21 protein-coding genes are annotated in these 18,860 nt (G+C 66.2%); 14 read left to right on the top strand and 7 right to left on the bottom strand.

Annotation, left to right across the window (positions count from 1 at the left end; translation table 11 throughout):
- The first annotated feature begins 44 nt into the window (after positions 1 to 44).
- The 8 genes from PNO31109_RS17410 to PNO31109_RS17375 all read left to right on the top strand — a co-directional run bounded on the left by PNO31109_RS17410 (position 45) and on the right by PNO31109_RS17375 (position 5,744).
- Positions 45 to 659 carry a MotA/TolQ/ExbB proton channel family protein gene (locus PNO31109_RS17410; RefSeq protein ID WP_150556719.1) on the top strand — a complete coding sequence of 205 codons (615 nt, stop codon included), beginning with the start codon at positions 45 to 47 and terminating at the stop codon, positions 657 to 659.
- A 15-nt stretch (positions 660 to 674) separates the two neighbouring features.
- Complete coding sequence (locus tag PNO31109_RS17405) at positions 675 to 1,136, top strand: ExbD/TolR family protein (protein ID WP_150556718.1); 462 nt, start codon at positions 675 to 677, stop codon at positions 1,134 to 1,136.
- Positions 1,133 to 2,218: a tetraacyldisaccharide 4'-kinase gene (gene lpxK / locus PNO31109_RS17400; protein WP_150556717.1), complete on the top strand. Its 1,086-nt coding sequence runs from the start codon at positions 1,133 to 1,135 to the stop codon at positions 2,216 to 2,218. The genes PNO31109_RS17405 and lpxK overlap by 4 nt, the downstream gene beginning before the upstream one ends.
- Entirely contained in the window at positions 2,199 to 2,396 is a 198-nt protein-coding gene (locus PNO31109_RS17395) for a Trm112 family protein (protein ID WP_150556716.1), read from the top strand. Before lpxK ends, PNO31109_RS17395 begins: the two co-directional genes overlap by 20 nt.
- Before the next feature lie 5 nt (positions 2,397 to 2,401).
- Entirely contained in the window at positions 2,402 to 3,193 is a 792-nt protein-coding gene (gene kdsB, locus PNO31109_RS17390; RefSeq protein ID WP_150556715.1) for a 3-deoxy-manno-octulosonate cytidylyltransferase, read from the top strand.
- A gap of 315 nt (positions 3,194 to 3,508) precedes the next feature.
- Positions 3,509 to 4,174, top strand: coding sequence for an adenylate kinase (gene adk / locus PNO31109_RS17385; protein ID WP_150556714.1), 666 nt, complete (start codon positions 3,509 to 3,511; stop codon positions 4,172 to 4,174).
- Between the two features lie 125 nt (positions 4,175 to 4,299).
- On the top strand, positions 4,300 to 5,058 hold the full coding sequence (locus PNO31109_RS17380) for an SDR family NAD(P)-dependent oxidoreductase (protein WP_150556713.1): 759 nt from the start codon (positions 4,300 to 4,302) through the stop codon (positions 5,056 to 5,058).
- 191 nt (positions 5,059 to 5,249) lie between these two features.
- Complete coding sequence (locus PNO31109_RS17375; protein ID WP_174966449.1) at positions 5,250 to 5,744, top strand: Mpo1 family 2-hydroxy fatty acid dioxygenase; 495 nt, start codon at positions 5,250 to 5,252, stop codon at positions 5,742 to 5,744.
- 77 nt (positions 5,745 to 5,821) lie between these two features.
- Here PNO31109_RS17375 and PNO31109_RS17370 read toward each other — a convergent pair whose 3' ends face one another.
- Together PNO31109_RS17370 and murJ are read right to left on the bottom strand one after the other, a co-directional pair.
- Positions 5,822 to 6,688, bottom strand: a complete 867-nt coding sequence (locus PNO31109_RS17370; RefSeq protein WP_150556711.1) for a SirB1 family protein — start codon at positions 6,686 to 6,688, stop codon at positions 5,822 to 5,824.
- Positions 6,689 to 6,745: 57 nt separating this feature from the next.
- On the bottom strand, positions 6,746 to 8,302 hold the full coding sequence (murJ, locus tag PNO31109_RS17365) for a murein biosynthesis integral membrane protein MurJ (protein ID WP_150556710.1): 1,557 nt from the start codon (positions 8,300 to 8,302) through the stop codon (positions 6,746 to 6,748).
- A 179-nt stretch (positions 8,303 to 8,481) separates the two neighbouring features.
- Between murJ and rpsT the strand changes: the two genes are divergently transcribed.
- The gene (rpsT, locus tag PNO31109_RS17360; RefSeq protein ID WP_039405217.1) at positions 8,482 to 8,754 is read left to right on the top strand and encodes a 30S ribosomal protein S20; all 273 of its coding nucleotides are present in this window, start codon (positions 8,482 to 8,484) and stop codon (positions 8,752 to 8,754) included.
- Between the two features lie 306 nt (positions 8,755 to 9,060).
- Here the strand turns inward: rpsT and PNO31109_RS17355 are convergent, their stop codons facing one another.
- Complete coding sequence (locus PNO31109_RS17355) at positions 9,061 to 9,375, bottom strand: DUF3579 domain-containing protein (RefSeq protein WP_150556709.1); 315 nt, start codon at positions 9,373 to 9,375, stop codon at positions 9,061 to 9,063.
- Positions 9,376 to 9,724: 349 nt separating this feature from the next.
- Here PNO31109_RS17355 and argF point away from each other — a divergent pair, with 349 nt between their 5' ends.
- The 3 genes from argF (at position 9,725) to PNO31109_RS17340 (ending at position 12,937) form a co-directional block, all read left to right on the top strand.
- On the top strand, positions 9,725 to 10,651 hold the full coding sequence (gene argF / locus PNO31109_RS17350) for an ornithine carbamoyltransferase (protein WP_150556708.1): 927 nt from the start codon (positions 9,725 to 9,727) through the stop codon (positions 10,649 to 10,651).
- A 400-nt stretch (positions 10,652 to 11,051) separates the two neighbouring features.
- Positions 11,052 to 11,375: a pyrimidine/purine nucleoside phosphorylase gene (gene ppnP, locus PNO31109_RS17345; RefSeq protein ID WP_150556707.1), complete on the top strand. Its 324-nt coding sequence runs from the start codon at positions 11,052 to 11,054 to the stop codon at positions 11,373 to 11,375.
- An 86-nt stretch (positions 11,376 to 11,461) separates the two neighbouring features.
- Entirely contained in the window at positions 11,462 to 12,937 is a 1,476-nt protein-coding gene (locus tag PNO31109_RS17340; RefSeq protein WP_150556706.1) for a patatin-like phospholipase family protein, read from the top strand.
- 33 nt (positions 12,938 to 12,970) lie between these two features.
- On the opposite strand, the gene murB is transcribed toward PNO31109_RS17340, so the two are convergent.
- Positions 12,971 to 14,005 (bottom strand): UDP-N-acetylmuramate dehydrogenase, encoded by a 1,035-nt coding sequence (gene murB / locus PNO31109_RS17335; RefSeq protein ID WP_241014224.1) that lies wholly within the window; start codon positions 14,003 to 14,005, stop codon positions 12,971 to 12,973.
- 268 nt (positions 14,006 to 14,273) lie between these two features.
- Between murB and PNO31109_RS17330 the strand changes: the two genes are divergently transcribed.
- On the top strand, positions 14,274 to 14,759 hold the full coding sequence (locus PNO31109_RS17330) for a YajQ family cyclic di-GMP-binding protein (RefSeq protein WP_150556705.1): 486 nt from the start codon (positions 14,274 to 14,276) through the stop codon (positions 14,757 to 14,759).
- Positions 14,760 to 14,863: 104 nt separating this feature from the next.
- Here the strand turns inward: PNO31109_RS17330 and plsY are convergent, their stop codons facing one another.
- On the bottom strand, positions 14,864 to 15,466 hold the full coding sequence (plsY, locus tag PNO31109_RS17325) for a glycerol-3-phosphate 1-O-acyltransferase PlsY (protein WP_150556704.1): 603 nt from the start codon (positions 15,464 to 15,466) through the stop codon (positions 14,864 to 14,866).
- Between the two features lie 127 nt (positions 15,467 to 15,593).
- Positions 15,594 to 16,085 carry a Cys-tRNA(Pro) deacylase gene (gene ybaK / locus PNO31109_RS17320; RefSeq protein WP_150556703.1) on the bottom strand — a complete coding sequence of 164 codons (492 nt, stop codon included), beginning with the start codon at positions 16,083 to 16,085 and terminating at the stop codon, positions 15,594 to 15,596.
- A gap of 76 nt (positions 16,086 to 16,161) precedes the next feature.
- On the opposite strand from ybaK, the gene PNO31109_RS17315 reads away from it, so the two are divergent.
- Complete coding sequence (locus tag PNO31109_RS17315) at positions 16,162 to 17,727, top strand: class I adenylate-forming enzyme family protein (protein WP_150556702.1); 1,566 nt, start codon at positions 16,162 to 16,164, stop codon at positions 17,725 to 17,727.
- 18 nt (positions 17,728 to 17,745) lie between these two features.
- Here the strand turns inward: PNO31109_RS17315 and xerD are convergent, their stop codons facing one another.
- Positions 17,746 to 18,768 carry a site-specific tyrosine recombinase XerD gene (gene xerD, locus PNO31109_RS17310; RefSeq protein ID WP_150556770.1) on the bottom strand — a complete coding sequence of 341 codons (1,023 nt, stop codon included), beginning with the start codon at positions 18,766 to 18,768 and terminating at the stop codon, positions 17,746 to 17,748.
- Positions 18,769 to 18,860 lie beyond the last annotated feature (92 nt).

Raw genomic sequence — 18,860 nt, 5'->3', positions numbered from 1 at the left:
TGCGGACTCGTTTGCCTATCCCCGCCACAAGCAAGAGGTCGTCTTTGTTCGCCGTCATCCAGGCCGCCGGCTGGCCCATCTGGCCACTTCTCATCGCCTCCGTCATCGCACTCGCCCTGATCGTCGAGCGCGCCCTTTCGTTGCGCCGCGCCCGCGTGCTGCCGGGCGGCGTGCTCGAGAACGCCATCACGCTGGCCCGTCGCGGCAATGCGAAGCAGGAGGCCACCGACGCGCTCGCGCAAGGCTCGATGCTCGGCCGTGTGCTCGCCACGGGCGTGCGTTACGTCTCGCGCAATCCGCACGGTGCGCGAGACGGCGCGAAGGAAGCGCTGGAGGAAACCGGGCGCGCAGTCGCGCACGAGCTCGAGCGGTTTCTGCCCGCGCTGGGCACCATCGCGTCGGTGGCACCGCTCATGGGGCTGTTCGGCACCGTCATCGGCATGATCGAGATCTTTGGCTCGCAGGACGCAACCGGCACCGATCCGGCGCAACTCGCGCACGGCATCTCGGTAGCGCTCTACAACACGGGCTTCGGCCTGATGATCGCAATTCCCGCGATGATCTTCTATCGCTATTACCGAACGCGCGTCGATGCCTTCCTCGTGGAACTCGAGACGCAGGCGGTTCACTTCCTCGATGCCACGCTGCCGCGGCACTGAGGCGAGAGACGCGCGATGAATTTCCGTCGAGGCCTCTCCACGCGCGACGAGCCGGAGATCAATCTGATTCCGCTCATCGACGTGCTGCTCGTGATCCTGATCTTCCTGATGGTGACGACGACCTACACACGCTATACCGCGCTCAAGGTGAACCTGCCGACCGCCGACGCCGAAAAGGCGCTCGTGCCGCCGCGGCAGATCGTGGTGTCGGTCGGCGCGGACGGCAGCTACGCCATCGACCGCCACGCCCTCGCACAGCGCGATGTCGCGAGCCTGGCCGCCGCACTGCGCCAGGCCGCCGGTGCGGCGAACGACGGCGCCGAAGCGCCGGTCGTCATCGTCAACGCCGACGCCAAGAGCGCCCATCAGTCAGTCATCAACGTCATGGAAGCGGCGCGCGAAGCCGGGTTGACGCGGCTGACGTTCTCGGCCCGTTCGACAGCGGCACAAGGCGCCGCGAAGTCCCCGTCCCGATGACCACGCCAGGCACGCCGGACGCTCCCCATGCCCACCACGCCCCACGTGCGCGCTCGCGCGCCGTGGTGCCGCGCCTGTCCGGCGCGCTCGCGCATTGGGTGACGGCGCAGTGGCAGCGCCGCGGGCTCCTCGCCTGGCTGCTGTGGCCGCTGTCCTGGATCTTCGGGGCCGTCGCGGCATGGCGCCGCGTGTGTTTCCGCCGGGGCTGGAAGACGTCCACCCGTCTGCCGGTGCCGGTCGTCGTCGTGGGCAATCTCACCGTCGGCGGCACGGGCAAGACGCCAACGGTCATCGCGCTCGTCGCCGCGCTGCGCGCCCAGGGCTATACGCCTGGCGTGCTCTCACGCGGTTACGGGGCCGCGCTATCCCGGCCGACGGAAGTCGGCGCCGACGCAACGCCTGAAGCGGTGGGCGACGAGCCGTTGCTGATCGCGCGGCGCACCGGTGCTCCTGTGTGGGTATGGCCTTCACGCGTCGAAGGTGGGCGGGCGCTGCTCGCGGCGCGGCCCGAGTGCGACGTCATCGTGTGCGACGACGGCCTTCAGCACTACGCGCTCGAGCGCGACGTCGAGATCGCCGTGTTCGACCATCGCCTGGGCGGCAACGGCTTCCTGCTGCCGGCCGGTCCCCTGCGCGAGCCGCTGTCGCGCCGGCGTGATGCCAGTCTCATCAACGATCCCTACGGCAAGACGCTTCCGGCATGGCCGAACACCTGGCGACTGTCGCTCACGCTCGGCCACGCGTGGTGTGTGAGCCAGCCGTCGCTCACGCGAGCCCTCGCCCACTTCGCCGGACGACGCGTGCTGGCCGCGGCCGGCATCGGTGCGCCGGAACGGTTCTTCGCGGCGCTGCGCGGCGCGGGACTGCAGATCGAGACGCTGGCGCTGCCCGATCACTACGACTTCGCGGCAAATCCGTTTGACGGCGTGGCGGCCGAGGCCATCCTGATTACCGAAAAGGATGCAGTAAAATGCCTGACCTGGTCGGACCCGCGTGTGTGGGCCGTGCCTGCCGAGGCGGCGCTCGACGCGCGCCTCGTATCACTGGTAGTGGAGAAATTGCGTGGATACCCGACTGTTTGAGATTCTCGTCTGCCCGCTGTGCAAGGGGCCCCTGGAATACGACAAGAAAGCCCAGGAACTGATTTGCCACGCCGACAAGCTCGCGTATCCGATCCGTGACGGCATTCCCGTCATGCTCGCCGACGAAGCGCGCCAGTCTGTCGAAGGCACGCCGGTCCCGCTCGACGACGACAAGTGAGCATCGTGAGCGAGCCAGTCCACACCGTCGATTTCGTCGCCGTCGTGCCTGCGCGTCTGGCGTCGACGCGTCTGCCGAACAAGCCGCTCGCCGACATCGGCGGCAAGCCGATGGTGGTTCGCGTAGCGGAACGCGCGCGCGAGTCGGGGGCCCGCCAGGTCGTGGTCGCCACGGACGCGCAGGGCGTCGTGGACGCCGTCTGCGCGCACGGGTTCGACGTCGCGCTCACACGGGCCGACCACCCCACCGGCACCGACCGCCTGGCCGAAGTGGCCGTGCAGCAAGGCTGGCCCGACGACACCATCGTGGTCAACGTTCAGGGCGACGAGCCGCTCATCGATCCGCGTCTGGTGCGCGCCGTGGCGGCGCATCTGGCCGAGCATCCGGAATGCGCCCTGTCGACGGCCGCGCACCCGATCACCGACCACGCCGAGATCTTCTCGCCGAACGTCGTGAAGGTCGTGCTCGACGCCCACAGCCGCGCCCTGTATTTTTCGCGCGCGCCCATCCCCTGGTCGCGCGATGCCTGGTCCGCCGGCCTGGCCAGCATGGCGACGCTGCCCGCGAGCGCAGCGCCCATCTTCCGGCATATCGGGCTTTACGCGTACCGCGCCAAATTCCTGCGTCACTACCCGTCCCTGCCGCAGGCGCCGATCGAGACGGCCGAGTCGCTCGAGCAACTGCGCGCCATGTGGCACGGCGAGCGCATCGCCGTGCTCGTGACCGACGACGCCCCGTTGCCCGGCGTCGACACGGCCGAAGACCTCGAGCGCGTGCGGGCGCTGCTACGCGGCTGAGTCCGCAGCGCCCCCACGCCATATCGCCATATCGTCATATCGCCGCGAGTCCTCCCTTTCCATGCGTCCCGGAAATCGTGCCGGGTGAACGGGACGGCGTCGGCAAAACGCCGTCGGGCCGGTGCGTCGTGGCATAATCGCTCTGATTCTCGCGAGCAGACCCCGGTCGCGCGCGATGCGCCCCTGCCGAGCGCGTCGTGCGCGCGAAGCGTGGTTGGGCCGGCCACGCAGGCCGAAACCGCTGCCGACATCCGGAGACGCACCTGCCTGCCGCACGCACAGCATTCACAAATCACAAACTTTCAGGAGTCATCGATGCGTCTGATTTTGTTGGGGGCACCCGGGGCCGGCAAGGGCACCCAAGCCACTTTCATCAAAGAAAAATTCGGCATCCCGCAAATCTCGACCGGCGATATGCTGCGCGCCGCGATCAAGGAAGGCACCCAGCTCGGCCTCGAAGCCAAGCGCTTCATGGACGCGGGCGACCTCGTTCCGGACGAAGTGATCATCGGCATGGTGCGTGAGCGCCTGAGCGCCGACGACTGCAAGAACGGCTACCTCTTCGACGGCTTCCCGCGCACCATCGCGCAGGCCGAAGCCATGAAGGACGCCGGCGTCGCCATCGACTTCGTGCTCGAGATCGACGTGCCGTTCGACGAAATCATCACGCGCATGAGCGGGCGTCGCACCCACCCGGCGTCGGGCCGCACCTACCACATCAAGTTCAACCCGCCCAAAGTGGAAGGCAAGGACGATGTGACGGGCGAGCCGCTCGTGCAGCGCGACGACGACAAGGAGGAGACGGTCAAGAAGCGTCTGGCCGTGTACGAATCGCAGACCAAGCCGCTCGTCGCCTACTATTCGGATTGGGCCAAGCACGGCAGCGAAGGCGCGATCGTCGCAGCACCGAAGTACCGCAAGATTTCGGGCCAGGGCAGCGTGGAAGACATCCGCGCGCGCGTGTTCGAAGCGCTGAAGTAAGCCGTTGCCGCGGCCCGTGCCCTGGCGCTGTACACAACGCCAGTGGTTCGGCCGACGTCGATGACGCCATGAAGAAGGCGGCCAGTTCCCACTGCGCCGCCTTTTTTGCCAGAGGAGGATGACGCATGGAAATTCAGGGCAATGTGTTTCTGATCACCGGTGGCGCCTCGGGGCTCGGCGCTGCGGCCGCGCGCTGGCTTGCCGGACTGGGCGCGCATGTCGTGCTCGCCGACGTCAACGTCGCCGAAGGTGAAGCGCTCGCCGAAAAGCTCGGCGGGAAATTCGTCAGATGCGACGTCACGCGTGAAGACGACGGCAACGCCGCCGTGGCCGCCGCCCAATCGCTGGGCGCGCTGCGCGGGCTCGTCAACTGTGCCGGCATCGCCATCGGCAGCAAGACCGTCGGCCGCGACGGCCCGCACCCTCTGGATGCATTCGCGCGCGTCATCCAGATCAACCTCATCGGCACGTTCAACATGATCCGGCTCGCCGCTGCCGCGATGAGCCGGGAGGAGCCCAACGGCGAAGGCGAGCGCGGCGTGATCGTCAACACGGCTTCGGTCGCGGCATATGACGGGCAGATGGGCCAGGCCGCCTACGCGGCGTCCAAAGGCGGTGTGGCCAGCCTGACGCTGCCCGTCGCGCGCGACCTGTCACGCAGCGGCATCCGCGTCATGACAGTCGCGCCCGGCATTTTCGAGACGCCGATGATGCTCGCCATGCCCGCCGAAGTGCAGGCTTCGCTCGGCCAGATGGTGCCGTTTCCACCGCGGCTGGGCAAACCTTCGGAATATGCCATGCTCGTCGAGCAGATCGTGCGCAATCCCATGCTCAACGGCGAAGTCATCCGGCTCGACGGCGCCATCCGCATGCAACCCAAATAGACTTCGTGCGCGGGCTCCCCTGCAAGGCTTGCCCGCTTTCCGCCGGGCTCGCGTCACGTTGACGCACCGCAACAAAATGTCGTCGGATCTGTGACTACAATGGAATGCCGGTCGTGTCGCGCGACCGGACGGCCGCCGGCGTCGACGCCGGCATCCCCCCATACTCTGCGCCCCTGCGGCAGGAGGCTGGCATGAAATCTCTGGCGCAACAGATGTCGTTCTACCAGCGCTATCACCGCAGCCCCAAGAATCGTCTGACCCATTTTTTCGGCGTTCCCATGATCATCCTGGCGGTGATGCAGGCGTTCTCCTGGGTGCCGCTCGGCCCCAGCGGCCTGAATGCCACGCATGTGATCGTGCTGGTCCTGCTGATGTATTACTTCCTGCTCGACGTCCCGCTCGCACTGGCCATGACCGCCTTCTTTGCGGTGCTGCTCGCGGTGACGCAACATCTCGCGAAGCTGCCGTGGCCCTGGGCGCTGACGGTCTTCGGCGTGCTCTTCGTCGGCGGCTGGATCATCCAGTTGGTCGGCCATCATTTCGAGGGACGCAAGCCCGCGCTGCTCGACAACTTCTTCCAGATCTTCATTGCGCCGATGTTCCTGATGGCGGAGATCTTCTTTCACTTCGGCTACAAGCCCGGCCTGCAACGCCGCGTGCAGGAGCTGGCCGCGCAGTCGGCCTGACGAGCCGACCGGCAGGCGCGCCGGCGAACGCGCGGCGTTGGCGGCGCCGACAGCATCCCGATTGCCGACGTCCGGCGTCAGCCGTGGCTGCCGGGACGACGGCTCAGGTCGTCGAGCACCTGCCGGATCGCATCCGCGTCTTCGGCCTCGGGCCGCTTGCTCAGGTACAGCTCGAGATCGTCCTGCGCCGGACGCACCAGTCCGAGCCGCGCATACGCGAGCCCGCGGTCCCGCCTCTCGATCGGTTGATCGGGCAGCACGAGCACCATGCGCTCCTGCACGGCGAGCAGCCGTTCCCAGCGCTCGCTTTGGGTATAGATGGCGCGCAGGTTGCGCAGCATCCGCGCAAGAATCTCGCGCGGCGTCGCAGGCTCCAGGAACGGATGCAGCAGCGCCCACAGCGCCAGCTCCTGGATCGGCTCGGCGCTCTCGTCGCGGTAGTGCTTCAGGTACGGCTCGACCATCTCGAGAAGCCGTTGCGGCGAGAGCGAATGCCCGGAGATCGGGTCGATGACGACGTCGCCTGCCGGCACGGCAAGACGCAGCAGAAAGTGCCCCGGAAACGACAGACCGCGCAACGGCAGGCCGATCTGGTGACCGATTTCCATGCATAGCACGGCCAGCGAGATCGGAATGCCGCGGCGCCGGTCCAGCACCACGTGCAGGTGGCTGTTGTCCGGGTCGTAGTAGTCGTTCTGGTTGACGGTGAAGCCGAGCTCGCGGAAGAAGAAGTGATCGAGCAGTTGCAGCTTCTGCAGCGGCCCGGCATCGGGCGGCAGACGTCTGGCCAGTCGCGCCGCCAGCATGTCGATCTGGGTGAGCGTGTCCTGTACGTCGAGGTCGGGATAGACGTCCTGCGCGATGGCTATCGCGGCTTCGGTGAGCGGCAGCCCCTCGTCGGAGGCCACCAGCGCGGCAAAGTACTCGAGAATTCGGTTCGCCATGCGGTATCCGTGGTGTATTCCGTGGGTGTATTCCGCGGCGTGCTTCGCCTTGGCGGCTTACGAATGCGTGCGCCGGCGGAAGAACGAGAAGTTGAAACCCATAAGGAATAATGCCCCGAAATACACTACCGCGCATAGGACCAGACTCGCGCCGAGCAGTGCGATGCGCGAGAGCGGTCGGGCGCCGAGCGCCACCCAGTCGAAGCTCTGCGTGAACCACAGCAGCACGCCGGCCAGGATCAGGCAGGCCGCGAGCAGTTGCACGAAGAACAGCCCCCAGCCCGGCGCCGGGCGGTAAATCCCGCGCCGGTACAGTCCCGCGAAGAGCAACGCCGCGTTCATGCAGGCGCCCACGCCGATCGACAGCGAGAGTCCCGCATGCGCGAACCAGCGCACGAACAGCAGGTTGGAGAGCTGCGTGGCGACGAGCACGACCACGGCAATCTTCACCGGCGTCTTGATGTCCTGCTTGGCATAGAAGCCCGGCGCCAGAATCTTGATGAGGATGAGGCCAACGAGTCCTACGCCGTAGGCTGTCAGTGCGTGCGCCGTCATTGCCACGTCGGTCGCGTCGAAGCGTCCGTACTGATAAAGCGTGGCCGTGAGCGGCTCGGCGTAGACGAACAGGCCCACGGCACTCGGCATGGCCAGCAAGAACGTGAGGCGCAGCCCCCAGTCCAGCAGTGCCGAGTACTCGGCGGCGTCGCCATCGGCATGTGCCCGCGACAGGCTCGGCAGCAAAATGGTGCCCAGTGCCACGCCCAGCAATGCCGTCGGAAACTCCATCAGACGGTCGGCGTAGGCGAGCCACGACACGCTGCCCTGCGCCAGACGGGACGCAATGTTGGTATTGATGATCAAGCTGACCTGCGCGACCGAGACGGCCAGCGTGGCGGGTACCATCTTCGCAAGCACGCGCTTGACCCCGGCGTTGCGCAGGGCGGCAAGCACGTTCAGGCGGATACGCGGCAGCATGCCGATGCGCGCCAGCGCCGGGAGCTGAATGACGAGCTGCAGCACGCCACCGACGATCACGGCATACGCGAGCGCGTACACCGGCGTGGTGTCCAGGTGCGGCGCGACCCACAGCGACGCGACGATCGAACTGACGTTGAGCAGCACGGGCGCGAACGCCGGCATCGAGAACTGGCGCCAGGTATTGAGCACGCCGGCAGCGAGCGTCGTGATCGAGATCAGGGTAATGTAGGGAAACATCACCCGCGTCATGAAGACGGCCGCGTCGAACGTACCGTTCTCGCGCGAGAGCCCCGTCGCCACGGCATAGACCACCGCCGACGCGCCCAGCACCCCGGCGACGGTAATCGAGAGCAACGTCCAGAACAACACGGTCGTCACGGAATCGACCAGAGTCCTGGTCTCCTCCGGGCTGCGCTGGGACTTGAATTCGGCCAGAATCGGAACGAATGCCTGCGAAAACGCCCCTTCGGCGGACAGGCGGCGCAGCAGGTTGGGAATGCGGAACGCGACGTTGTAGGCGTCGGTCATGGGACCCGCGCCAAACATGCGCGCGATGAGGATTTCACGGACCAGACCGGTGATGCGCGAAAGCATCGTGAAACCGCTGACCGTAGCGAGGGCTTTGAGCAAATTCATGTTGCGCGTATTATACGCACAGCCCTGCAGCAAAGAAGTTGCAAATTCCGTTGGTCTTCGGCTATAATCGTCGGTTTCGAAGTCAATGGATTGCTTCCTGGCCACCGTGTCTCCCAGGGAGCCGAGCCAAACTGCATAGAAGCCGCATCAGGCGGAGCAATTCAAGGAATTCACCGAACATGGCAAATACCGCACAAGCACGCAAGCGCGCGCGTCAAACCGTCAAGATCAACGCCCACAATTCGGCGCTGCGTTCGCGCCTGCGCACGGCTGTGAAGGCCGTTCGCAAGGCCATCGCCGCTGGCGATCAGGCTGCCGCCAAGGAAGTGCTGCGCGCTTCGGCCAAGACGATCGACATCATCGCTGACAAGAAGATCGTCCACAAGAACACCGCGGCTCGCCAGAAGAGCCGTCTGTCGGCCGCCATCAAGGCGATGTCGGCGGCTGCCTGAGACAGCGTCAGCTGCAAAGCAGAATCAGTTGCTTGCCGGTTCCGACTCCGGTCGGAACACTAAAAAGCCCGCTCCCACGCGGGCTTTTTTCTTTTCCGCGATCTCTTTTTACCCCTTCCCCGCCCGGCCGGCGCGGCGCGAATCGATGGCAAAACGAAAAAGCGGAGAAAGATCGGGACGGCAGGAGAGCGACGAACGACGAACGGGGGAACGGGGGAACGGGGGAACGGGGGAACGGGGCAGACGACGGTGAGCCGGGGCCGGAGGCCCGGTACTCACGTCTGGCCGGAAGCCGGCCGGGAGGATCTACTTGATGTCGGGGACGATACAGGCTTCGGTCAATTGCAGATCGTTGTCACGCGCAAAGTTCATCACGAAATCGAAGGCCCTCGGCTCGATCTCGCGCAGCCGCTCGTCGACCACGACACACTTGACGTCACCCACCATAATCGGGCGCACATAGGGGGAATACTGCATGTATGCGTTCGGACCGATATTGCTTCGGCCACAGAACGACACAGCGCCGCACAGGCGTTCCGCCCAGTCACTCGGCCGGAACTTCTTGCCACCCCGGGTGATGCCCTGGATGAAATACTCGCGCGCGGAAACCTGGTCGGTCATATCGCTCAATCACCTAAAAAAACATCTGGCCGACCATACGCGGGTAACGTTGCCGGCAGAGACAGTATTATATCTTATATAAGACTCGAACCTGTCCCCCACCCATGCTGCAGATGTTTTTTTCGGACTTGCCAGCGCTTTTCGGCTGTGCAGCAACGGCCTCGATCATACGCTTTTCGTGTGACGACAAAACGATTTGGTAGACTAGGGGCTGTTCCCCTGACGCCAGCAACCGGTAGAACACCTTCACGAGCCTGACCGGGGGACAGGCCTCAAGGCTTGTTCGTCGTGCCGCGGGCGGATGAGTTCCCGTCGGGCTCCCGCCACCGGCCTCCAGCAGAACATCCAAATGACCACCGCCAAACCCATCAAGCATTACCTTCAGTTTTCGGACCTGACGCTCGACGAGTATGACTACGTGCTCGAGCGCACCCGCATTCTCAAGAAGAAGTTCAAGAACTACGAGACCTATCACCCGCTGCACGACCGCACGCTCGCGATGATTTTCGAGAAAAGCTCGACCCGCACGCGCCTGTCGTTCGAAGCCGGCATTCACCAACTGGGCGGCCACGCGGTGTTCCTGAACACGCGCGACACGCAACTCGGCCGTGGCGAGCCGATCGAAGATGCCGCGCAGGTCATCTCGCGCATGACCGACATCATCATGATCCGCACCTTTGGTCAGGAAATCATCGAACGCTTCGCACTGCACTCGCGCGTGCCGGTCATCAATGGCCTGACCAACGAGTACCACCCTTGCCAGGTGCTCGCGGACATCTTCACGTACTACGAGCACCGCGGTCCCATCAAGGGCAAGACGGTCACGTGGATCGGCGACGCGAACAACATGTCGTACACGTGGATCCAGGCCGCCGAAATTTTCGGCTTTCAGTTCAACATCTCCACGCCGCCGGGCTATCGCCTCGATCAGGCGATGGTGGCCGAGTCGAGCCGCCCGTTCGTGCGCGAGTTCGACGACCCGCGCGAGGCCTGCGAGGGCGCGGACCTCGTGTCGACCGACGTATGGACCAGCATGGGCTTCGAAGCGGAGAACGAGGCACGCAAGGCCGCCTTCGCGCAATGGTGCGTGAATGCCGATCTCATGAAGCGCGCCAAACCCGATGCGCTCTTCATGCATTGCCTGCCCGCCCACCGCGGCGAGGAGGTCTCGGCCGATGTAATCGACGGCCCGCAGAGCGTGGTCTGGGATGAAGCCGAGAACCGTCTGCACGTGCAGAAGGCTCTCATGGAATTCCTGATGCTCGGCCGCGTATAACTCGCCCGTCGACGTCCATCGAGACGCGAATCGTCAGCCCGGACCGGTGCGAGCCGTCCGGGCTCTTGTTTTCCTGCATCGCCGCCCCCGCCTGCGTCCCTCAGGCGCCTTTCTCAAGTCCCCGCCGCGACCTGCGTTCCGCTATCATCGCTGACGCGCTGCCGTCACGCATCGGCACGCGCTTCATGTCGGCGCGCCACAGTCGGACGCCGCCGTCAGAACATTTCGCAATTTGCACCATCACAGTGCAAATTCGTTGTGCATCGCACAAATGCCTGGCGAGTCGACGTTCGAAACGTGCTAGCATGAATTCACGCCGGCCCACGCCAGGGCCGGCTTACCGAGCCATTCGCACGGCTCCTCATCGCGATTTCCCTCGCACTCGACACCGCAATCGGTCATGACGCAAAACGCTACACAGTTCGACAACGTTTCCGTAATCAAGCGCGCCAACACCTATTTCGACGGCAAGTGTGTCTCGCACACCGTGCTGTTCCCGGACGGCACGCGCAAGACGCTGGGCGTGATCTTCCCCGCCACGCTCCAGTTCGGTACCGATGCCCCTGAAATCATGGAAGTCACGGGCGGCCGCTGCCGCATTCGCCTGGCCGGCCAGACCGAGTGGCAGGAGTACGCCGCCGGTCAGCAGTTCTCCGTGCCCGGCAACAGCAAGTTCGATATCGAGGTCGTCGAGACGCTCGATTACGTCTGCCACTACGGCTAACCGACGGCCACAGCCATCGCGCGGGATCGACGTCTCGCGCGTTGCCCTCTCGGCCGGTTCAGCGCGGCCCGGCGCCGCTACTCACTATGTCGCGTCTGCCCCCGGAATCCGCCGACGATGCTGCCGGCGACCTGACCTCCCCGACACCGGCTCCGGCGACTGCGCCATCCGCCGGCACTTCCTACACTGCCGACACTTCCGACGCCTCCCGCGCCGCTGACGACGCCCGCGCAGAACGCGCACCATCCCACGGTGCGGGCGCCGATCTCGAGCCGAGCGACGTCCCGCTGCTTCCGCCGGACGGCCGCACCCGGTCGGGCAAGACGCCCGCGCCGCGCGCCCGCAAGCGCCCCGCCCCGGCGGATGGCGACGGCGACGGCGGCAACCCCCAAGCTAGGGGCGGCACCGACGCGCCGGCCGGCACCGGCGGCAACGCGCGCGCGCGCAGCCCCAGCACGAACCCGGCCAAACCGTCCCGCGGCCGACGCGTCAGCCCCCGACGCAAAGGCATCGATCTGGGCCTGCAAGGCGGCGGCGCGCACGGCGCGTATGCATGGGGCGTGCTCGACAAGTTGCTCGAAGACGGGCGTCTCGAATTCGAAGGCATCAGCGGCGCGTCGGCCGGCACGATGAACGCCGTGGTGCTCGCGCACGGCCTGCTCGACCGTCCCGGTGTGGATCCACGGGAGAAAGCACGCGAGGCGCTGCACAGCTTCTGGCTTGGCGTGTCGCAAGCGGGATCGTCGGCGACGGCGTGGGCGCAGACCGTCTTCAGTTGGCTCAACGGGCGACCCACCGAATATCCGGTCTGGCATGACTGGATGCAGAGCATGCAGCAGTGGATGATGCCGTTCTCGCAGCCCACGACCGAAATCAATCCGCTGCGCACGGTGCTCGAAGCGCAGGTCGACTTCGAGCGGCTTCGCGAGAGTACGGCAACGCATCTGTTCGTGTCGGCAACCAACATCCGCACGGGCAACATCCGCATCTTCCGCACGCACGAGATCACGCTGGACGTGGCGATGGCATCGGCGTGCCTGCCGTGGCTGTTCAAGCCGGTGAAGATCGACGAGGACTATTACTGGGATGGCGGTTACCTGGGCAATCCGGCGCTTTACCCGTTCTATTACGAGACCGTCACGAGCGATATCCTGATCGTTCACATCAACCCGATCGAGCGCAAGGAAAAGCCGGTATTGCCGGGACAGATCATGAACCGCGTGAACGAGATCACGTTCAATGCCTCGCTGCAGCGCGAATTCCGCGCTATCTCGTTCGTCCACAAGCTGATCGACGAAGGCTGGCTGAAGCCGGAATTCCGCAAACGCCTGAAATACCCGCTGATTCACTCGATCCGCGCCGACAAGGCGCTCTACGACCTGTCGTCGTCGACGAAATTCGTGACCGACTGGCACTTCCTGACGACCCTGCGCGACCGCGGCCGCGAAGCCGCGAGCCGCTGGCTCGATGCGCACTACGCCGACGTGGGCGTGCGCTCGTCGGTCGATCTGCGGCGCGACTACCTGCAGCGCCTGCCCGACGCCACGGCGATCAAGGCGTGAGGGATCGAGCCTCCCGCGCGCCGCCCGGCAGCGTCAGAGCACGAGCGGCTCGGGTTCGAGCGTAATGCCGAAGCGCTCGTGCACGCTGGCCTGTATGGCGCGTGCGAGCGCGACGATATCCGCGCCGCTCGCACCGCCCCGGTTGACGAGTACCAGCGCCTGACGCTCATGCACGCCGGCCTTGCCGAGCGACTTGCCGCGCCAGCCGCACTGGTCGATGAGCCAGCCGGCGGCCACCTTGGAAGTGCCATCCGGCTGTGCGTAGCCCACGGCTTGCGGAAAACGCTCACGCAGCGCGGCGAATGTGGCTGCGTCGACGACAGGGTTCTTGAAGAAGCTGCCCGCATTGCCAAGTTCCATCGGATCGGGCAATTTGCGGCGGCGAATGTCGGCGACCGCGTTGAAGATCTGACGCGCGTGCGGCGCATCGATGCCCGCCTCGGCGAGCGTGCGCGAGACGTCGGCGTAACCCGTGACCGCCTGCCACGGCTGCGGCAGCCGCAGCGTGACGGCGACAATGATGTAGCGGCCCGGCTCGCGCTTGAACAACGAGTCGCGATAGCCGAACGCACACGTCTCGCGCGTGAGCGTGACGAATTCGCCGGTCGTCGTATCGAGCGCGCGCAGCTCGGCGAAACGTTCGGCCAACTCAAGCCCGTAGGCGCCGATGTTCTGGATGGGTGCCGCGCCCAGCGTGCCCGGAATCAGCGCGAGGTTCTCGAGACCCGGGCAGTCCTGCGAGAGCGTCCAGTCGACGAAGTCGTGCCAGACTTCCCCCGCGCCGCCGCGCACGTAGCGGGCGTGGGCATCATCGGCGAGGCGTTCGCGAGCGCGAATGGCCATGCGCAGCACCACGCCGTCGAAGTCGCGCGTGAGCACCACGTTGCTGCCGCCGCCGAGCACCAGCCGGGGCAGGCCGCGCAGCTCGGGCATGGCAAGGGCCTCCAGCAGCGCCGCCTCGCTGTCGATCGTCGCGACATAGCGGGCGGTGGCGGGCAAACCGAAGGTGTTGAATTCGCGCAGACTGACGTCGCGTTGCAACTGGAGCATGAAGTAAGAAGACACCATTGGGCGCGGGCCGCGCCGGCCATCGCCGGTCATCGCCGGAAGGGGACGCGGAACCGACGGCTGAATTACAATGTCGGGCGAGAAGCATTTGCGCGCGGGCTTGCACACGAATTTCCGCACGAACCCGTGCACGGGCGTGCACGGGTTTTCGCATTATACCGGCGCCGTCGCCGCCGTTCGGAACGCCGCACCGGCATGCGACGCGTGCCGATACTGTTGCCGGGCGCGGCCGCCATTTCACGAACCCTTTGTATTTCAGGAGAGCCAGATGCCGTCGTTTGACGTGGTTAGCGAAGCCAACATGGTGGAGGTCAAGAACGCCGTCGAGCAGGCCAACAAGGAGATCTCGACGCGATTCGACTTCAAGGGATCGGACTCGCGCATCGAGCACAAGGAGCTGGAGCTCACGCTGTACGCGGACGACAACTTCAAGCTCGATCAGGTCACGCAGGTGCTCGTGAGCAAGATGGCCAAGCGCAACGTGGACGTGCGCTTCCTCGACTACGGCAAGATCGAGAAGATCAGCGGCGACAAGGTCAAGCAGGTGGTCAAGGTCAAGAAGGGCGTCGAAGGTGACCTGGCCAAGAAGATCGTGCGCCTGATCAAGGACAGCAAGATGAAGGTGCAGGCGAGCATCCAGGGCGACACGGTGCGCGTCTCGGGCGCCAAGCGCGACGATCTGCAAAGCGCCATCGCGCTGCTGCGCAAGGACGTGACCGACACGCCGCTCGACTTCAACAACTTCCGCGACTGAGCACGGGCGCGCATCGTGCGCTTGCGGCGCTCTCGGGCGCCGTCAGGCACAAAAAAAACCCGCAGCGCCTGCGGGTTTTTTCATTGCGGAAAAGCCCCCCGGTGTCACTTCTTCTGACCGATGCGGCTTTCCTTGCCGGCGATGAGCTTGCCGATGTTCGAGCGATGCCGGTAGACGAGCAGGATCGCCATCACGATCACCGCCGGCGCATACGGGCCGAGCCCGAACATGAACACGTAGTAGAGCGGCGCGAACACGGCCGCCACGAGCGCGGCCAGCGAGGAATAGCGGAAGAACACCGCAATGATCAGCCAGGTGGCAATGACCGCCAGACCGAGGATCGGATCGATGGCGAGCAGCACACCGGCGGCCGTCGCCACGCCCTTGCCGCCCGCGAAGCGCAGGAACACCGGGTACAGATGGCCGATGAATACCGCCAGCGCCACGGCAGCCAGCCCGAACTCGCCCACGCCCCACTCACCGGCGAAGCGCTCGGCGAGATATACCGCGAGCCAGCCCTTGAAGGCGTCGCCGATGAGCGTGAGCACGGCCGCTTTCTTGTTGCCCGAGCGCAGCACGTTCGTGGCGCCGGGGTTGCCCGAGCCGTAGCTGCGCGGGTCGGCCAGCCCCATGGTGCGGCTGACGATCACCGCAAACGGCACCGAGCCGATCAGATACGCGAGAACGATAAAAACCAGTGTGGCCATGAACTTCGTGCGTGATGAGTTTTTGTGATGGGCGCCATTCTACTTGAGCCGCCCCGCCGCCCCATTCTGGCAAACACGGGGTTGCGCCGCGCGGCCGTCCCGCGCGTGGACGGCGGCGCGCGGCGCCTCACTCGTCGAGCGCGCAGGCGACCGGCTTGGCAGCCAGCGTGTTGAGAAGCACTTGCGGGGCGATGCCGACGAGATAGCCGCGGCGCCCGCCGTTGATATAGATCTGCGGAAGATCGAGAATCGACGACTCCACGTAGACGACCATGGCCTTCTTGGTGCCGAACGGCGACGTGCCCCCCACCATGTAGCCCGAATGCCGTTGCGCGACTTCGGGCTTGCACGGCTCCACGCGCTTGGCGCCGATCTGGCGCGCCAGATTCTTCGTCGACACGGTGCGATCGCCGTGCATGAGCACGATCAGCGGACGCGCCTTTTCGTCTTCCATGACGAGCGTCTTGACGACGCAATGTTCATCCACGCCCAACTGGCGCGCCGACTCGCCGGTGCCGCCATGATCGACGTACTCGTAGACGTGTTCCGTAAAGGCCACCTTCTTCTGCTTCAGAAACTGCGTGGCCGGCGTTTCCGAGACGTGTCTGGTCTTGCTCATGGGCGCCTATTGTAATGAAACAGGGGGCGCCGCGCCTGTTCTGCCGCGTGCCGGCGCCCGCATTACAATGCCAGCCATGTCCGCGCCCCCCGATACCTCGCGAGAAGACGCGTTCGCCGCCTCGCTGCTGGCGAACCTGCCGGCACGCATCGATACCCTGCCTGCGCGCATTGCCGCGCACGCGCCTGCTCGCACCGCCCTGATCGACGACTTCGGTCGCGTGACCTATGGCGAACTCGCGCGCGCCGTCTCGGCCTGCGCCACACGCCTTCGCGGGCACGGCGTGCGCGGCGGCGATCGCGTGATGATCGTCGGAGAGAACAGCATCGCCTACGTGGTGCTGCTGCTCGCCGCCGCGTCGCTCGACGCATGGCCGCTGCTGTGCAACGCACGGCTCAGCGCGACGGAGCTGCGTGCGATCCGCGAGCACGCGCGCGCGCGTTGCGCCGCCTACACCGTCGACGCCTCGCCCGACGCCGCCGTGCATGCGCGCGCCGACGCGGCCACCGTGGCCTGGCCCGAACTCGCGCCGGGCGCCATCGCCGTGTCCGACACCGACCCCGCCAGCGAAGCGGAGGCGGTGCAAGCCGATCCTGCCAGACAGTGCGCCGCGCTCATCTACACGACGGGCACGACCGGCACGCCGAAAGGCGTGTGCCTGTCGCACCGCAACCTGATGTTCGTCGCGGCGGTGTCGAGCACGCTGCGTCGCGTGTGCGTCGAGGACGTCGCCTACGGCGTGCTGCCCATCTCCCACGTGTACGGCCTCACCTCGGTGTGCCTGGGCACGCTTTACGCAGGCGCGACACTGCGGCTCGCCGCGCGCTTCACGCCCGAAGCGGTGCTCGACGCCCTCGCGCACGACGGCCTGACGATCCTGCAGGGCGTGCCCGCCATGCACGCGCGGCTGATGGCCTACGTGGCAAGTCGTAACGCGCCGCTCGTTGCGCCGCGCCTGCGCTTCGTCTACTCGGGCGGCTCGCCGCTCGACGCCGCCCTCAAGGCGCGCGTCGAGGCCTTCTATGGCCTGCCCGTCCATAACGGCTACGGGCTCACGGAGAGCAGCCCGACCGTCTCCCAGACCCGTCTCGACGCGCCTCGCAAGGACTGCGCCGTGGGGCCCGCGATTCCCGGCGTCGCGGTGCGCATCGTCGCGCCCGACGGCCGCGACTTGCCGGACGGCGAAGTCGGCGAGCTCCGGGTGCGTGGACCGAACGTGATGCTCGGCTACTACCGCGCGCCCGAACTGACCGCGGCGGCCATCGATGCCGACGGGTGGCTGCGCACCGGGGATCTCGCACACCGCGAGGCCGACGGCGCGCTGTTTGTCGCGGGGCGCGCCAAGGAGCTCATCATCCATTCCGGCTTCAACGTCTACCCGGCCGAGGTCGAGCAGGCGCTTGCGAGTCATCCGGACGTGCTGCAGGCCGCCGTGCTCGGCCGCGCGCGGGACGGCAACGAGGAGGTCGTCGCGTTCGTGCAAGCGCGCCCCGGCCATGACATCGACGTGAGCGCGCTCGCAGCGTGGGCAGCCGGGCGCCTGGCCCCCTACAAGCGCCCCGCGCAGATTCTCGTGCTCGACGCCCTGCCCGCCGCGTCGACGGGCAAGGTGCTCAGGCACAAGCTCAGGGCATTGTTGTGAGCGAAGGCCCGCACCGGCCTAGCCGCGCGGATGGTGTTGGGCGTGCAGCGCCTTGAGGCGCTCGCGCGCCACGTGCGTGTAGATCTGCGTCGTGGAGATGTCCGCGTGGCCGAGCAGCAACTGCACCACGCGCAGATCCGCACCATGATTGATCAGATGCGTGGCAAACGCGTGACGCAGCGTATGCGGCGAGAGCGGCGCGCGAATGTCGGCCTGCAGCGCATAGCGTTTGATCAAATACCAGAACGCCTGACGTGTCATGCCCTCCCCGCGCTGGGTGACGAACAGCGTGTCGCACACACGGCCCGCGAGCAGCACGCCGCGGCTCTCGGCGAGATAGCGCGCGAGCCAGCCGTTGGCTTCCTCGCCGAACGGCACCAGCCGTTCCTTCGCCCCCTTGCCGAAAATGCGCAGCACGCCCTCGTTCAGCCCCACTTCGATGGTCTTGAGCGCGACGAGCTCGGACACGCGCAGTCCGCTCGCATACATCAGCTCCAGCATGGCGCGATCGCGCAGTCCGAGCGGCTGCGACACGTCGGGCGCCGCGAGCAGGGCTTCGACCTGCGCCTCGGACAGCGTCGAAGGCAAACGCTGCGCCCGCTTGGCCGACGCGATGCGCAGGCACGGGTCGCGCTGCACGACGTGCTCGCGCAGCGCCCACTGGTAAAAGCGCTTGAAGACGGACAGGCGACGGTTGATGCTGCTCGCCAGGCTGTCGCGACGCCACGCCAGATAGGCCGAGAGCGCCGCCTCGTCCACGCCGTCGAGCGGTGTGTCGCGCTTGGCGCCCAGCCATTCCGCGAAAAGCCGCAAGTCGCGGCGGTAGGCGTCGAGCGTGTTGCGCGAGAGGCCGTCTTCGAGCCATAGGGTGTCGCAAAACTGGTCGATGAGCGCGAGGCTGCGGCGGAACGCCTTGCCGTCGGAGTCGAACGAAGGGGGGTCCGCTTCGGCGGCTGCTCCATCGGCTCCATCGGCGCCATCGGCGCCATCGTGCGCCCCGCTGCGCGCCGCCTGCTCGAACGGCTCGTCGGCGTCGCCCAGGGCATTGCCGGCATCGATGGCGTCGGCGCGATCGCCGGCATCGACGGCATGAGCCGTCTCAATGGCATCAGCCAAGTTGCGGGAGCGCGGAC

It is taken from the genome of Pandoraea nosoerga, assembly GCF_902459585.1.
GTDB lineage: Bacteria > Pseudomonadota > Gammaproteobacteria > Burkholderiales > Burkholderiaceae > Pandoraea > Pandoraea nosoerga.
Note: the sequence above shows the minus strand (reverse complement) of the source record. Positions and strands in the feature narration are given on the sequence as shown.

Bases quoted from the DNA above. Each gene is read 5' to 3' on its own strand.
- PNO31109_RS17380 (WP_150556713.1), top strand. From the start codon at position 4,300: ATGGAAATTCAGGGCAATGTGTTTCTGATCACCGGTGGCGCCTCGGGG.
- murJ (WP_150556710.1), bottom strand. From the start codon at position 8,302: ATGAATTTGCTCAAAGCCCTCGCTACGGTCAGCGGTTTCACGATGCTT.
- PNO31109_RS17375 (WP_174966449.1), top strand. From the start codon at position 5,250: ATGAAATCTCTGGCGCAACAGATGTCGTTCTACCAGCGCTATCACCGC.
- argF (WP_150556708.1), top strand. From the start codon at position 9,725: ATGACCACCGCCAAACCCATCAAGCATTACCTTCAGTTTTCGGACCTG.
- rpsT (WP_039405217.1), top strand. From the start codon at position 8,482: ATGGCAAATACCGCACAAGCACGCAAGCGCGCGCGTCAAACCGTCAAG.
- PNO31109_RS17330 (WP_150556705.1), top strand. From the start codon at position 14,274: ATGCCGTCGTTTGACGTGGTTAGCGAAGCCAACATGGTGGAGGTCAAG.
- adk (WP_150556714.1), top strand. From the start codon at position 3,509: ATGCGTCTGATTTTGTTGGGGGCACCCGGGGCCGGCAAGGGCACCCAA.
- murB (WP_241014224.1), bottom strand. From the start codon at position 14,005: ATGGTGTCTTCTTACTTCATGCTCCAGTTGCAACGCGACGTCAGTCTG.
- ppnP (WP_150556707.1), top strand. From the start codon at position 11,052: ATGACGCAAAACGCTACACAGTTCGACAACGTTTCCGTAATCAAGCGC.
- ybaK (WP_150556703.1), bottom strand. From the start codon at position 16,085: ATGAGCAAGACCAGACACGTCTCGGAAACGCCGGCCACGCAGTTTCTG.
- PNO31109_RS17315 (WP_150556702.1), top strand. From the start codon at position 16,162: ATGTCCGCGCCCCCCGATACCTCGCGAGAAGACGCGTTCGCCGCCTCG.
- PNO31109_RS17370 (WP_150556711.1), bottom strand. From the start codon at position 6,688: ATGGCGAACCGAATTCTCGAGTACTTTGCCGCGCTGGTGGCCTCCGAC.
- lpxK (WP_150556717.1), top strand. From the start codon at position 1,133: ATGACCACGCCAGGCACGCCGGACGCTCCCCATGCCCACCACGCCCCA.
- plsY (WP_150556704.1), bottom strand. From the start codon at position 15,466: ATGGCCACACTGGTTTTTATCGTTCTCGCGTATCTGATCGGCTCGGTG.
- PNO31109_RS17340 (WP_150556706.1), top strand. From the start codon at position 11,462: ATGTCGCGTCTGCCCCCGGAATCCGCCGACGATGCTGCCGGCGACCTG.
- PNO31109_RS17405 (WP_150556718.1), top strand. From the start codon at position 675: ATGAATTTCCGTCGAGGCCTCTCCACGCGCGACGAGCCGGAGATCAAT.
- PNO31109_RS17355 (WP_150556709.1), bottom strand. From the start codon at position 9,375: ATGACCGACCAGGTTTCCGCGCGCGAGTATTTCATCCAGGGCATCACC.